General features: G+C 34.8%; 12 protein-coding genes. 6 read left to right on the top strand and 6 right to left on the bottom strand.

Going from position 1 to position 12,976, the window contains the following annotated elements:
- Positions 1–6 precede the first annotated feature (6 nt).
- The 3 genes from E5D58_RS01575 to E5D58_RS01565 all read left to right on the top strand — a co-directional run bounded on the left by E5D58_RS01575 (position 7) and on the right by E5D58_RS01565 (position 2,896).
- Positions 7–1,779: a peptide MFS transporter gene (locus E5D58_RS01575; RefSeq protein ID WP_136480073.1), complete on the top strand. Its 1,773-nt coding sequence runs from the start codon at positions 7–9 to the stop codon at positions 1,777–1,779.
- A gap of 88 nt (positions 1,780–1,867) precedes the next feature.
- On the top strand, positions 1,868–2,416 hold the full coding sequence (locus E5D58_RS01570; RefSeq protein ID WP_136480072.1) for a thioredoxin family protein: 549 nt from the start codon (positions 1,868–1,870) through the stop codon (positions 2,414–2,416).
- 12 nt (positions 2,417–2,428) lie between these two features.
- Complete coding sequence (locus tag E5D58_RS01565; protein WP_136480071.1) at positions 2,429–2,896, top strand: thioredoxin family protein; 468 nt, start codon at positions 2,429–2,431, stop codon at positions 2,894–2,896.
- A 12-nt stretch (positions 2,897–2,908) separates the two neighbouring features.
- Here the strand turns inward: E5D58_RS01565 and E5D58_RS01560 are convergent, their stop codons facing one another.
- From E5D58_RS01560 to surE, 5 genes are all read right to left on the bottom strand, one after another.
- Positions 2,909–4,825: a ComEC/Rec2 family competence protein gene (locus E5D58_RS01560; protein WP_235835816.1), complete on the bottom strand. Its 1,917-nt coding sequence runs from the start codon at positions 4,823–4,825 to the stop codon at positions 2,909–2,911.
- A 146-nt stretch (positions 4,826–4,971) separates the two neighbouring features.
- Positions 4,972–5,532 carry a C40 family peptidase gene (locus E5D58_RS01555; RefSeq protein WP_136480069.1) on the bottom strand — a complete coding sequence of 187 codons (561 nt, stop codon included), beginning with the start codon at positions 5,530–5,532 and terminating at the stop codon, positions 4,972–4,974.
- A complete protein-coding gene (lpxB, locus tag E5D58_RS01550; RefSeq protein ID WP_136480068.1) occupies positions 5,529–6,647 on the bottom strand; it encodes a lipid-A-disaccharide synthase in 1,119 nt (372 codons plus the stop codon). The genes E5D58_RS01555 and lpxB overlap by 4 nt, the downstream gene beginning before the upstream one ends.
- A 5-nt stretch (positions 6,648–6,652) precedes the next feature.
- Positions 6,653–6,937 (bottom strand): hypothetical protein, encoded by a 285-nt coding sequence (locus E5D58_RS01545; protein ID WP_136480067.1) that lies wholly within the window; start codon positions 6,935–6,937, stop codon positions 6,653–6,655.
- A complete protein-coding gene (gene surE / locus E5D58_RS01540) occupies positions 6,930–7,706 on the bottom strand; it encodes a 5'/3'-nucleotidase SurE (RefSeq protein WP_136480505.1) in 777 nt (258 codons plus the stop codon). The genes E5D58_RS01545 and surE overlap by 8 nt, the downstream gene beginning before the upstream one ends.
- 176 nt (positions 7,707–7,882) lie before the next feature.
- Here surE and E5D58_RS01535 point away from each other — a divergent pair, with 176 nt between their 5' ends.
- From E5D58_RS01535 to E5D58_RS01525, 3 genes are all read left to right on the top strand, one after another.
- Complete coding sequence (locus E5D58_RS01535; RefSeq protein WP_136480066.1) at positions 7,883–10,021, top strand: carboxy terminal-processing peptidase; 2,139 nt, start codon at positions 7,883–7,885, stop codon at positions 10,019–10,021.
- 8 nt (positions 10,022–10,029) lie between these two features.
- Entirely contained in the window at positions 10,030–11,124 is a 1,095-nt protein-coding gene (locus E5D58_RS01530) for an ABC transporter permease (RefSeq protein ID WP_136480065.1), read from the top strand.
- A gap of 91 nt (positions 11,125–11,215) precedes the next feature.
- The gene (locus tag E5D58_RS01525; RefSeq protein ID WP_136480064.1) at positions 11,216–12,220 is read left to right on the top strand and encodes a sugar kinase; all 1,005 of its coding nucleotides are present in this window, start codon (positions 11,216–11,218) and stop codon (positions 12,218–12,220) included.
- Between the two features lie 94 nt (positions 12,221–12,314).
- On the opposite strand, the gene yihA is transcribed toward E5D58_RS01525, so the two are convergent.
- Entirely contained in the window at positions 12,315–12,926 is a 612-nt protein-coding gene (gene yihA, locus E5D58_RS01520) for a ribosome biogenesis GTP-binding protein YihA/YsxC (RefSeq protein ID WP_136480063.1), read from the bottom strand.
- Positions 12,927–12,976: the final 50 nt, after the last annotated feature.

Genomic DNA, 12,976 nt, shown 5'->3' with positions numbered 1-12,976 from the left:
AACATTATGGCTGAAAACTCAACAGATCAATTTTTTAAAGACAAAGTTTTAGGGCATCCCTCAGGGTTGTTTGTTCTGTTTTTTACGGAAATGTGGGAGCGTTTTTCTTATTACGGCATGCGCGCCATACTTGTTATTTTTTTAACGGGATCTCTTCTTGGAGATAACCCAGGATGGGAATGGAGCTCGTCGGCAGCCTTATCTTTGTTGGGTACATATGCCATGATGGTTTATTTAACTCCGTTACTTGGAGGCTGGTTAGCCGATAATAAAATTGGTTATAGAATGGCTGTGGTTATTGGAGCGTTGCTAATGACACTTGGGCACGCCTCTATGGCAATAGAAACACCTACTTTTTTATACATAGGTATTGCCTTTCTTATTGTTGGAAATGGGTTTTTTAAGCCAAATATGACCTCTATTATATCCAAAATGTATGAGGGTCATGATGATAAAAAAGATGGTGCTTACAACATTTTTTATATGGGTGTTAATGCGGGTGCTTTTATTGGCATTATGCTTTGTGGATGGGTTGGCGAAAAAATTGGTTGGAGCTTTGGTTTTGGTTTGGCCGGTATTTTTATGTTGTTAGGGATGCTACAGTTTTATTTTGCACAACCTTTATTTGGGACTATAGGAGATAAACCTGTTAATAAAAGTGAAGGTCTTGAGCAAACAGCAAAGTCTAGTAATGCAGATAAAGCGCCTACTGTGCAGTTAAATCCCTTTTCAGTTTTTGATTATATTTTGGTTGCTATTTTTTCTATATCGGCAATCATTTTTATTATTAATGATCCCCTTAGTAAAATAGGTGGGATTCAAGCTTTTAACTTTACTATTGGAGGTTTATCAGATTCCTTATTTTTTGCATTACTAGCGGCTATTTCTTTTATATTGTTGTTACTTGTAAGAATACCAAGATATACATCTTTGGAGCGAGATAGAATGATTGCGTTTTCAATATTCTGTATTTTTACCATCTTTTTCTGGGCCGCTTTCGAACAGGCTGCTGGTTCGCTTCCTCTCTACACGAGAGATTATACCAATAGAATTTTAGAAGGTGGTACGGCCACGACTTTTAAGATTGTAGATTTAATAGTTACAGTAGTGCCATTAGGTGTTATTACATATGTTTTATTGAGTTTGTTTAGGAAAACGTTTAATAGAATAGGTCTTTCAAATATCATTCTTGGGTTTAGCTTTGTGATTGTTTGGGTTATTGTGTTATATAAAATATATTATGAATTTCAATCTACCGAAACCGAAGTGCCCATAACTTGGTTCGCTATCCTTAATTCTTTATTTATTATCATTTTTGCGCCTTTATTTACAAAATGGTGGGATAGTAAATACAATCCTCCAGCGTCTGTTAAGTATTTCTTGGGGCTATTCCTTTTAGGACTAGGGTTTGGGTTTTTGGCTTTTGGGGCTAAAGATGTACCCTTGGGCGCAGAAACGGCGAGCTTAAGTATGGCTTGGTTGGTATTTGCTTATTTGTTCCATACCTTAGGTGAAATGTGTTTATCCCCTATGGGGCTGTCTTATTTAAGTAAGCTAATACCTGCACGTATGATTGCGTTTATGTTTGGTGTTTATTATTTAGCCATAGCAATTGGTAATAAGTTAGCGCATTATGTAGGGGGCGATATTGAAAAGATTACCAATGAGCATGGTCTTTCTTTTTTCTTTATGATTTTTACATTCATACCCATTGGGTTAGGTTTTGTCTCCCTTATGTTACATCCGTTGTTAAAAAAGTTAATGCACGGTGTTCGTTAATCGATAAAAAAGTTAAAAAACATTTGAAATGCTTCTATTTAGGAGCATTTTTTGTAAGTTCGGAACAAGTATTGCAACCTACATAATTATGAAAAAGACTATTATTTTATTGGTGGTTATAGTATTTAGCTTTAGTTCATGGGCTCAAGAAATACAATGGGTGGGCCTTGAAGAGGCTATAGAACTTCAAAAGAAATCACCTAGAAAGATTATAATGGACGTTTATACAAATTGGTGTGGTCCTTGTAAATTACTAGATAATAGAACATTTCAAAACCCAGATGTAGCAAATTATGTAAATAAGTATTATTATGCCGTAAAGTTTAATGGAGAAGGGAATGAATTGTTGAATTATAAAAATAAGCAATTTGGAAACCCTAATTACGATCCGGCACGAAAGAATTCGAGAAACTCGGTTCATGAATTAGCGAGATATTTACAAGTCAGCGCTTACCCGACTATAGTTTTTATGGATGAAAAAGCGGAAGTAATAGCTCCTATTACTGGATATAAAACACCAGAACAGTTGGAATTGTATTTAAAAATGTTTAAAAAAGACGACCATAAAAAGATTACAACACAAGAGGAGTTCAGTGCTTATTATAAAGCCTTTACACCTGTGTTTAATGGAGGGTAAAGTTTGAAAGTTATGAAAAAGATTCTATTCACTTATTTCGCATTTTTCTTAGTAGTTGCTACTGTACATGCTCAGGAATTAACTTGGCATACCGACATGGAAAAAGCACTTGATATTGCTACAAAGGAAAACAAAAAGATGATGTTGTTTTTTACAGGTTCAGATTGGTGTGGATGGTGTAAAAAACTTCAAAAAGAAGTGTTTATGACATCAGACTTTCAAGCTTGGTCTGATAGTGTGGTTTTAGTTGAAATTGATTTTCCTAAGAGAACCCCTCAAGACGATAAAACGAGGGGGCAAAACCAGCATCTTCAAAGTATCTTTAAAGTTAGAGGGTATCCAACTGTTTATTTTGTGTCACCAGAAAAAACGACAGACGGCCGTACTAATTTAAAGAGCCTTGGGCGTACAGGCTATGTAAGGGGTGGCGCTGAAAAGTGGTTGGATGTCGCTAATAATATTGTTGAAAAAGACATTTAGATTAGTTTAGATTCACTGTCTAATAACAAAAGCACCATCTTTACTAGTTTGATGGAATGAAGTATTTTTTTCTAGGCAAATGTTCGACCATCTTTTAATATAACTTGGGTAGTTGCTCCCGTCTGCAATAATATATTTGGGTTGCAATGAGTCAATAAGCCTTGTTAAGTTGATTTTTGGAGACTGAGTTATTAATACATAGTCTGGTTTGAAGGACTTTGGTTTATAGACTCCTAGACTATCTATAACTAGTAAGTTTTTATTGTCTATCCTGTAAACTGGTAAAACTTTAGTAAACGCGACCTCTCTAATTTGTTTTCCAATTTTGTAGTCTTTAATGATATTATAACCTGATTTTGTAGCGTTGTCGAAATCATGGGCTATTTGTGCTTTCCTGTTTTGTAGGTTTCCAAGTATGGTATGTCGGCTTTTATGAAAAATAACAAACTCATTAGAAGTTGTGCTTATGGCATTGTAAACAACACCCAATTGCAGAATCAGTATAGAAATAAGCAGCCATTTAAGTGTTTGGTAATTTTGTTTAATAAGAAATCGAATAAGGGTTAAAATCAAAAAATAAAATGTAAAAACATAGACAACAGGGAATGAAATGTCTTTAAATAAAAAGGTTTCCTGAGTAGCAATCCATTTTACAAAGCTATTCATAGTCTCAATAACAAAACCGTAAAAATTTGCGAGGGCTTGTGGTAGAACGTTTATTGCAGCTAATATTAAAACAAGAATACCATAGCCGAGAATAAAGCCTAATAACGGTACAATAATTAGGTTTGATATAAAGAATAGACCAGGGAATTGATGAAAGTAATAGAGGCTAATTGGAATAATTCCTAACTGGGCTGATATAGTTATAGTTAGGGTGTGCCAGTATAGGTTGAAAAGTTTATTTGACGGTTGCCAGAGTTTGTATAGAAATGGGTCTATTAAAACAATTGCAAAAACAGCCGCGTAGCTTAGTTGAAAACCTATATCAAATAAAAATAAAGGTTTACAAAGCAATATGATGAGCATGCTTATAGCCAGTGTATTATAAATGTTGGTTGGTCTTTTTAAATTCGTGGCAATAGCCAAAATACTGAACATGGTTACCGCTCGGGTAACAGAGGCAGATAATCCAGTTATAAGGGCGAAGCTCCATAATAGGCAAATAATTATAAGCATTTTGATAAGCTTACCTCTCCTGTAATACTCAAGAGGTTTTAAAACAAAGTTTAAGAGGATTAGAATTATGCCAATGTGTAGTCCAGATACAGCAAGAATATGTATGGCACCAGCGTTCGAGTAATTTGAATAAACCTCTTGGCTGATCTCTTGTCTTTGTCCAAGCAGTAGTGCATTGATTATGGCTAATTCATCATGACTAAAATGGTATGATTCAAGTTTAAGGTTAACGTAATCCCGAATATGGTCGGCAACACCTAAAAGCGTTAGCTTACTCGAATTAGTATTTAGCAAATTTTGAGCATCAATAAATAATTGCTGATATATATAGTTCTTTTTGAGGTAGTTTTTATAATCAAATTGGTGGGGATTTAGTGGCGAAGTCAAGTTTTTAAAAGAGCTTCTAGTAATATAGGTGTCATCAACATTAGGTGATACGTTGTGAGGGCTTTTTTTGATGTTAAGAAGTAATCGGCCAGATACGGGATTATCATTAATCGAAATAATATCGATAATATATTTATTGTAATATAATCCTGGTTTTAATACTTCTCTTATTCGAAAACATATAGTCTCATTATTTTTAAGGCTATTTGAAATGTAATGAGAATAATGGTCTGGGTTGTTTTTTGGATTATGAAAATTGATTATAAGAATGCCTATTGAAAGCATTGTAATCATGGAAATAACTCCAAACCAAATAGTTTTTTTTATCCTGTTTTTTGAAAACGTATAAGCGGCTAATAGCATGCTAAATAGGATTCCACAAATACAAATAGAAAGCCTAAGGGAGATGTTAAAATAGTACCCTATGATAATGCCAGAAATTAGGCATATCGTTAATTTAATAATATTAAAATTCAGCAAAGGCATGTTGCTGTAATATATAAAAAATCTTACAAAATACGCCTAGCCTCATGAAAAGCTTTTAACCAATAGGTTTCGTTTAGATGGGAGACTATAACCCCTTTACTACTTGTAGCATGAATGAATTCTATATCATTGTTTCTAATGGCTACAATAAGTCCCACATGATTTATAGAGTTACGTCTGTTGCCCGTTTTAAAAAATAATAAGTCGCCACGCAGTACTTTTTTTAAAGAAACTTTTTTTCCTTTTTTAGCCATGTCCCTTGATATTCTTGGAAGCGTAATATCGTATGTTTTGAAAGATTCATAGACTAACCCAGAACAATCCATACCAGATTTTGTAGTACCTCCCCATTTATAGCGTACACCTTCAAATTGTTTTGCGTAATCAATAATCTGGTCTGCTTGAGACTTTGGGGTTTCTTTTTTCTTTTTAGCCTTTTTTTTATCAGCTATCTTGTTTGATTCTTGCGTTGAATTTTTTTGAACGACTTCAACTCGATTTTTTTGCTTTCTCCCAGATTTTCTAGATGCTTTGCAAGCAAGTAGGCAGCTTCCAAGAATTAGAATAATAAGCGTTTTTTTCATTGCGTAGGTTGTATGCCTTGATAAATTAAGCGAGCTGTTTTTTCACTAGCGCCTTTTCCTCCTAATGTCTTTTCTAATTCAAAATAGTCTAAGAACATTTGTTTTCTATGCTCATGGTTTAGCAATTTATCAAGTTCAGTTTTTAAGGAATTTTTGTTAAAGTCATCTTGAATAAGTTCAGTTACAACAGCCTTATCCATAACTAAATTTACAAGCGAAATAAATTTTAAAGTAATAATTCGTTTTGCAATGTGATAAGAAATGGCACCGCCTTTATAGCAAACCACTTGGGGGACTTTAAATAAAGCAGTTTCTAGGGTGGCAGTTCCAGAAGTTACTAGGGCAGCATAGGAAATACTTAATAAGTCATAAGTTCTATTAGTTATAAATTTTACGTTTTCAGACTTAATGAAGGTTTGATAGAAACTGTAATCTTGACTTGGGGCACCCGCAATCACAAACTGATAGTCTGGGTATTCAGTTACCAAACTTAACATGACTGAAAGCATTTTAGTGATTTCTTGTTTCCTGCTTCCAGGAAGCAGGGCTATTATTGGTTTGTTGCTTAATTTATATTGATCTCTAAATGCATATTCTCCAACTTGTTTTCTGTTTGCAATAGCATCAATCAAGGGGTGTCCTACAAAAGTTACATTATAATTGTACTTTTCGTAAAAAGGTTTCACAAAGGGTAAAATAACAAACATGGCATCAATATCGCGTTTTATAGCTTTAACACGACTTGCGCGAGAGGCCCATACTTGAGGGGAGATATAATAATTCGTTCTAAATCCAGCGCTTTTGGCCCATTTAGCAATGCGTAAGTTAAAGCCTGAATTGTCTATGAAAATTACCACATCTGGATGGAACTTTTGAATGTCTCTTTTACAAAATGAGATGAGTTTAAATATTTTGTTTAGGTTCATGATAACCTCAGTAAATCCCATGAAAGCACGTTCTTTATAATGCTTTACTAAAGTGCCACCAGCAGTTTCCATAAGGTCACCTCCCCAAAACCTAATCTTAGCCTGTTCATCTTGCTTTAATAAGGCTTTTATTAGGTTTGAGCCATGTAAATCTCCAGATGCTTCTCCTGCTAAAATGTAATACTTCATCCCTTTTAAAAGAGTTTAAAAACAAAAGTAAAAACTGCAATAAAAACAGTTATTAATAAAACACCTCGGGCTCTGTAATCTTCTTTTCTTCTAATAAATATAAAGAAAGCAATGAGGTTTAAAATAGCACCCAAGCTAATTAATTTTCCCAAAAAGCCCTCTGACGCAGCAGCCTTAATGACATTTGTAAAATCATCACCTTGGCCTAAAATATTAGCAGCAAAAAACAAACCAATGGTATTAGCAATAAGGCCAACAAGCATACCTTTAACAATTTCTTTCTTATACATTAAAATTCCAAGAGTTTAAATTTTTTATAAAATGATGCGCTGTTAAATCAAATTGAGAAGGCACCAGCGATATGTAGCCATTTTCTAAAGCCCACTCATCTGTATCCTGGCCTCCATCTAGGTTCACAAATTTCCCTGTAAGCCAATAGTAATCTTTACCTTGTGGTGTTTTGCGTTTATCAAACTCTTCAACCCAATTAGATTTTGCTTGTCTACAAACTTTAATGCCTTTAATATCCTTTTTAGGAATATTAGGGATATTTACGTTTAATACAATGCCTTCAGGAATTCCATGTTTTAAAACACTTTCAGCGATACGTTTAACAAAAGGTTTTGAGGCGTCAAAACTAGCGTTCCAACTGTAATCTAAAAGAGAAAAACCAACTGCCGGAATACCTTCAATACCAGCTTCGATAGCGGCACTCATGGTGCCAGAATAAATAACATTTATGGCTGAGTTAGAACCGTGATTAATTCCAGAAACGCAAAGGTCTGGCTTTCTATCTAAAATTTCCCTAACGGCCAATTTCACGCAATCTGCTGGGGTACCTGAACAACTGTATTCCTTTTGAGGGCCTTTGTCAAAAAAAACTTGTTCAGCAAATAATGTTGAATCTAAGGTTATGGCATGTCCCATGCCGCTTTGAGGGCTATCAGGTGCAACCACAACAACGTCTCCTATCGTATTCATTACCGCAACAAGAGTTCTCAATCCGGGAGCACTTATGCCATCATCATTTGTAACTAGAATTAGTGGCCTTTTTGTCATTTTGTCTATTAATACAGCATCGCTAAAATACATAATTTCGTCAGGAAACACCTAATTTCTTTGGTTTAACAAAAAATTAGTAGCAATTCTCGGCGATGGCATGGTTTTTTCTTTATTTTAGTGAAAAATAAGTTGTGCTTTTTCGAGCAAACAAAATTGCATAGATGATAAATATTATGAAAAGGAATTATAAAATCCTGTCGCTTTTGCTATTGCTAGCCTTTGCGTCATGTAGTTTTACTACTAAAAAATTCAGCAATCCAGATAAAGATAAATTACTAATTCAAATCATTACGTTTGTACTAGAGCAAGGACATTTCGATCCTATTGCTATGGATGATGCGTTTTCAGAAGAATTGTTTAATGATTATATAGAGATTCTAGATCCTGTTAAACGTTATTTTTACCAGTCGGATATTAAAGATTTTGAAAAATATAAGTTAGAAATAGACGATCAGCTAAAAGATACAGATATTTCATTTTTTAATCTGGTTCATGAGCGTATGTTAAAGCGTATTGAGGAATCAAAAATGATATACAAGGAGGTATTGTCGAAACCTTTTGATTATACCATTGATGAAACTTTCGATACCAATTATGAAAATATAGAGTTTGTAAAGTCTAAGAAACAAATGAAAGACAGGTGGAGGAAGCAATTGAAGTTTTCTACAATTTCTAACTATGATGATTTAATGAAGCAAGAGGTTCTGGCTAAAGAGAAGGACCCATCGTACGTCATGAAAACTACCGAAGAAATGGAGAAAGAAGCCAGGGAAGCCACGCTTAAGTCTATTGATATTTATTTTAACGATAGTGTTGATGATTTGAAACGTGAAGATTGGTTTGCACTTTATGTAAATACCATTGTTGAAGAATATGATCCACATACGTATTACTTGGCACCAAGAAATAAAGAAGATTTTGATCAGCGTATGTCTGGTAAATTAGAGGGTATTGGAGCGCGACTACAGAAGCGCATGGATTACATTAAGATTGTTGAGTTAATATCGGGAGGACCAGCTTGGAGAAGCAAAGAACTGGAAGTTGAAGATGTGATATTGAAAGTAAAGCAAGAGAATGAGGAGTTTCCTGTTAACATTGTTGGAATGCGTATAAGCGATGCCATTAAATATATTAAAGGGCCTAAAGGAACTAAGGTAACCCTTACTGTTAAAAAGGTTGACGGTACCATTAAGGATGTGGTGATAACAAGAGATGTTGTGGAATTAGTTGAAACGTATGCAAAATCATCGGTGGTTGAAAAAGATGGGCAAAAATTTGGTGTCATTAATTTACCAGCCTTTTATGTAGATTTTCAGGATTATAAAAATGTAAATGCGGCAAAAGATGTTAAGAAAGAAATAGACTATCTAAAAGTTGAAGGTATCGAAGGATTGGTTCTAGATTTGCGAAATAATGGTGGAGGATCTTTGCCAACAGTAGTGGATATGGCTGGTCTTTTTATTGAAGATGGCCCAATTGTTCAGGTGCGCTCCACAGGAGAATCTAAAGAAGTCTTGAAGGATAGAGATAAGAGCATTGCTTGGGATGGTCCTTTGGTGATTTTGGTCAATGAAATTTCGGCTTCTGCCTCAGAAATAATGGCTGCCGCCATGCAGGATTACAAAAGAGCTGTAATTATAGGTAGTAAACAAACTTATGGTAAGGGAACGGTGCAAAATGTGATTAATCTCAATAACATGTTACGAAATAATACGCAGGGGGATTTAGGTGCTCTAGCACTTACAACCCAAAAGTATTATAGAATAAATGGGGGGTCTGTTCAGTTAGAAGGTGTAAAAAGTGATGTTGAGGTTCCAGGACGTTTTACCTATATAGATGTAGGAGAAAAAGATAAAGACAATCCATTGCCTTGGGATGAAATTGATGCTGCCAATTATAAATCTTGGGAAAATTATTTTGATTATGATTCAACAGTGGCTAAGAGTAAAGCACGAATGGCTAGTAACGAGCAATTAAAATTGATTGATCAAAATGCTAAATGGGTTAAAAGTAAGATTGATGAAACTGTGTTTTCTCTTAATTATGATGAGTATAATCATCAAAATGAATTAAATGAGGAAGAAGCCAAACAGTTTGATGCGATTTCTGATTACAAATCGAACTTAACGTTCGAATCAACCAGTTATGAAAAAGCGTTATTCGATAAAGATACCACTGATCTGAAAGAAAAAAGAGAGCGTTGGCATCAAAGCTTAAGCAAGGATGTATATATAGAAGAAGCGCTCAACGTGTTGGAGGATTTAAAGATTTCATATCCCGTTAAAAAAGTGGCCTCAACAGTTAAAAAATAGTAGTTTGCATGAGTCGTAATTCCAACTCATTAAAGGGCTTGGCGCTCCAAAAATTTAAAAAAAATTTTTGGGGCGTTTTTAGTTTTTGGTTTATTTGTTTTGTTGGGGCTATTTCAATATTCGCCTATGTGTTGGTTCCAGATAACACTCAACATGCCAACCAAATGCATTTGGCAATTCACTCTAAAAAACCTGGTTTTAAAGTAACTATGCTTACTATTCCTGGGCAATCTACAATAAGTCAGAGCGCTTTAAGCAGGTTGTTTTTTGGAAAACGAAATCCAGATACAGAGGTCCCGATATCTAGCTATGAAGTTTCAGCTGATACATTAGCTTATGTTGAGTATGCTTCGGATGGCTTGAAAGGCGTAAAAAAAGCGGTATCAATGTCTTTCTTTCCTAATAATAACCCATCCCATTATATTAAAGAGCAGGTTTTTGTGTTTGGAACAGATAAATATGGTAGGGACTTGTTGAGTCGAGTTTTGGTTGGAGCAAGAGTTTCTTTTTTTATAGGTTTTGTGGCAGTCTTTATTTCATTAATAATAGGGCTATTTATGGGAAGCATTGCCGGCTATTTTGGAGGTAAAATAGATGCGCTTGTTATGTGGGTTATTAATGTTACATGGTCTATTCCAACATTACTTCTTGTAATTGCCATTACCTTAGCATTAGGTAAAGGTTTTTGGCAGGTTTTTATAGCGGTAGGTTTAACTATGTGGGTTGAGGTTGCACGCGTGGTTAGAGGGCAAATAATTAGTGTCAAAGAAATGCAATATGTTACGGCAGCAAGAGCATTGGGATATACAGATTTTCGTATTATTATAAAACATATTCTTCCTAATATAATGGCTCCGGTAATTGTTATTTCTGCGGCAAATTTTGCAGCAGCTATATTGATTGAAAGTGGTTTAAGTTTTTTAGGAATAGGGGCGCAGCCACCTATGGCAAGCTGGGGGGCTATGATAAAGGATCATTATAATTATATTATTTTAGGAAAGCCTTATTTAGCGATAATACCTGGGTTGTGTATTATGAGTTTGGTTATGGCGTTCATGCTGGTAGGAAATGCTTTAAGAGATGCCTTAGATGTGAAAGGGTAATTGCTGCTAGATTGGGTTTTTAGATTTCAAAACAAAACCTAGTTAGATATTCAGTTTTGAAGTTTTATTTATATTACGTTAAATTTATATTATGGGACAAGTTATTACATTTGGAGAGGTTTTAATGCGTATTTCACCTAGAGGAAAGAAAAAGTTTATTCAATCGAATGTTGTTGAATTTTTCTTTGGAGGAACAGAATTAAATGTCGGCGTTTCGATAGCGAATTTTGGTGGAAACGTAAAACATATTGGAGTCGTATCTGAAGATTTTATTGGCGATACCGCTATTTCCTATATAAATAAATTTGGTGTGGATACATCTTCCATTGGGCGTTCTAAACGACCACTAGGGGTCTATTTTTTTGAAGTAGGAGCGGTGATGCGACCAAGCACGATTTCTTATAACCGCTCGCATTCATCATTTTCTGAAATCAAACCAGATATGGTGAACTGGGACGAAGCATTAATAGATGGGGAGTGGTTGCATTGGACAGGGATTACGCCTGCGTTGTCTCAAGGTTCTTTTGATGTTTTAAAAGAAGGTCTTCAAAAAGCAAGAGAGAAGGGTTTGACGGTTTCGGCAGATCCTACTTACAGGCGGGGATTATGGCAATATGGGAAGGATCCGAAAGAAGCGCTTTCAGAACTGCTTCATTATTCTACAATTTTTATTGGTGGTATAAATGAAATTAATGAAATACTTGGTACAGAGTACTCCTATTCAAATGAGGATTTTATTCGCGCATCTAAACAATTAATGCAAGCATTTCCTTCTATTGAAAAAGTATTTGACAAAATACGAACCTCTTTAAATTCTTCTTGGCATAAAATACGGGCTCGTATGTGGAATGGCAAAAAATTTCACGAGACAAAAGATTTAGATATAACACATATAGTCGATCGTGTGGGAACTGGGGACGCCTTTGCTGCAGGTTTAATTTATGGATTAAGACGTTTTGATGATTGTAAGGCTATGGAGTTTGGAAGCGCTGCATGTGCTTTAAAACACACTTACGAGGGTGATGTAAATTTAACCACTGTGAGCGAGGTTACTACTATTTTAGAAGGGGACATTTCTGGCAGATTAAACCGTTAGTAGGGTTTGTTTAAGTTATTGGTTAATTGTTTCTTCACGAAATATTAAAACAGTTGTCTGATAATATCTTGTCGCTGGTTGTTATCAAAACAATTTAATCATTACTAATTAACATATTATTGTTTAGAGAGTCAATATAGGTTAGTAGTTGTTCTTTGCCAATGTTTTTAGATGAGGATGTAATAAAGTAATTAGGCATATCTTCCCAAAATTCCAACAAAATGGATTTGTAATCCATAGTATGTTTCTCAATGGCATTTGGCTTAAGTTTGTCTGCCTTGGTAAATATGATAGAAAAAGGAATGCCATGCTCTCCAAGCCATTGCATGAATTCTAAGTCAATAGGTTGTGGCTTGTGTCTTATGTCTACTAATACAAATGCTGTAACGAGTTGTTCTCTTAGTGCAAAATATTGAGTAATAAATTTTTGAAACACTTTTTTTGAGCTTTTAGATACGCGTGCATAGCCGTATCCAGGTAAGTCTACTAAGTGCCAGTTTTTATTAATTAGAAAGTGATTGATGAGTTGTGTTTTTCCTGGTTTTCCAGAGGTTTTAGCTAGGCTTTTTCGGTTAGTTAGCATATTAATTAATGAAGATTTCCCAACATTGCTGCGCCCAATAAAGGCGTATTCAGGGAGTCTGCTTTTTGGGCATTTAGCAACGTCGGAGTTGCTTACAACGAACTCAGCAGATTTAATTTTCATTAGTTCCTCTTTTTTTAGGGTAAACAATTAATACTTCAGGCCTGTTAAGA

Source organism: Cognatitamlana onchidii, assembly GCF_004804355.1.
In the GTDB taxonomy this organism is placed as follows: Bacteria; Bacteroidota; Bacteroidia; order Flavobacteriales; family Flavobacteriaceae; genus Cognatitamlana; species Cognatitamlana onchidii.
The sequence above is the reverse complement of the archived record's forward strand: the minus strand, read 5'-3'. Positions and strand labels throughout refer to the sequence as shown.

Bases quoted from the DNA above. Each gene is read 5' to 3' on its own strand.
- surE (WP_136480505.1), bottom strand. From the start codon at position 7,706: ATGACAAAAAGGCCACTAATTCTAGTTACAAATGATGATGGCATAAGT.
- E5D58_RS01560 (WP_235835816.1), bottom strand. From the start codon at position 4,825: ATGCTATTAGCCGCTTATACGTTTTCAAAAAACAGGATAAAAAAAACT.
- E5D58_RS01530 (WP_136480065.1), top strand. From the start codon at position 10,030: ATGAGTCGTAATTCCAACTCATTAAAGGGCTTGGCGCTCCAAAAATTT.
- E5D58_RS01575 (WP_136480073.1), top strand. From the start codon at position 7: ATGGCTGAAAACTCAACAGATCAATTTTTTAAAGACAAAGTTTTAGGG.
- E5D58_RS01565 (WP_136480071.1), top strand. From the start codon at position 2,429: ATGAAAAAGATTCTATTCACTTATTTCGCATTTTTCTTAGTAGTTGCT.
- lpxB (WP_136480068.1), bottom strand. From the start codon at position 6,647: ATGAAGTATTACATTTTAGCAGGAGAAGCATCTGGAGATTTACATGGC.
- E5D58_RS01525 (WP_136480064.1), top strand. From the start codon at position 11,216: ATGGGACAAGTTATTACATTTGGAGAGGTTTTAATGCGTATTTCACCT.
- E5D58_RS01545 (WP_136480067.1), bottom strand. From the start codon at position 6,937: ATGTATAAGAAAGAAATTGTTAAAGGTATGCTTGTTGGCCTTATTGCT.
- E5D58_RS01555 (WP_136480069.1), bottom strand. From the start codon at position 5,532: ATGAAAAAAACGCTTATTATTCTAATTCTTGGAAGCTGCCTACTTGCT.
- E5D58_RS01535 (WP_136480066.1), top strand. From the start codon at position 7,883: ATGAAAAGGAATTATAAAATCCTGTCGCTTTTGCTATTGCTAGCCTTT.
- E5D58_RS01570 (WP_136480072.1), top strand. From the start codon at position 1,868: ATGAAAAAGACTATTATTTTATTGGTGGTTATAGTATTTAGCTTTAGT.
- yihA (WP_136480063.1), bottom strand. From the start codon at position 12,926: ATGAAAATTAAATCTGCTGAGTTCGTTGTAAGCAACTCCGACGTTGCT.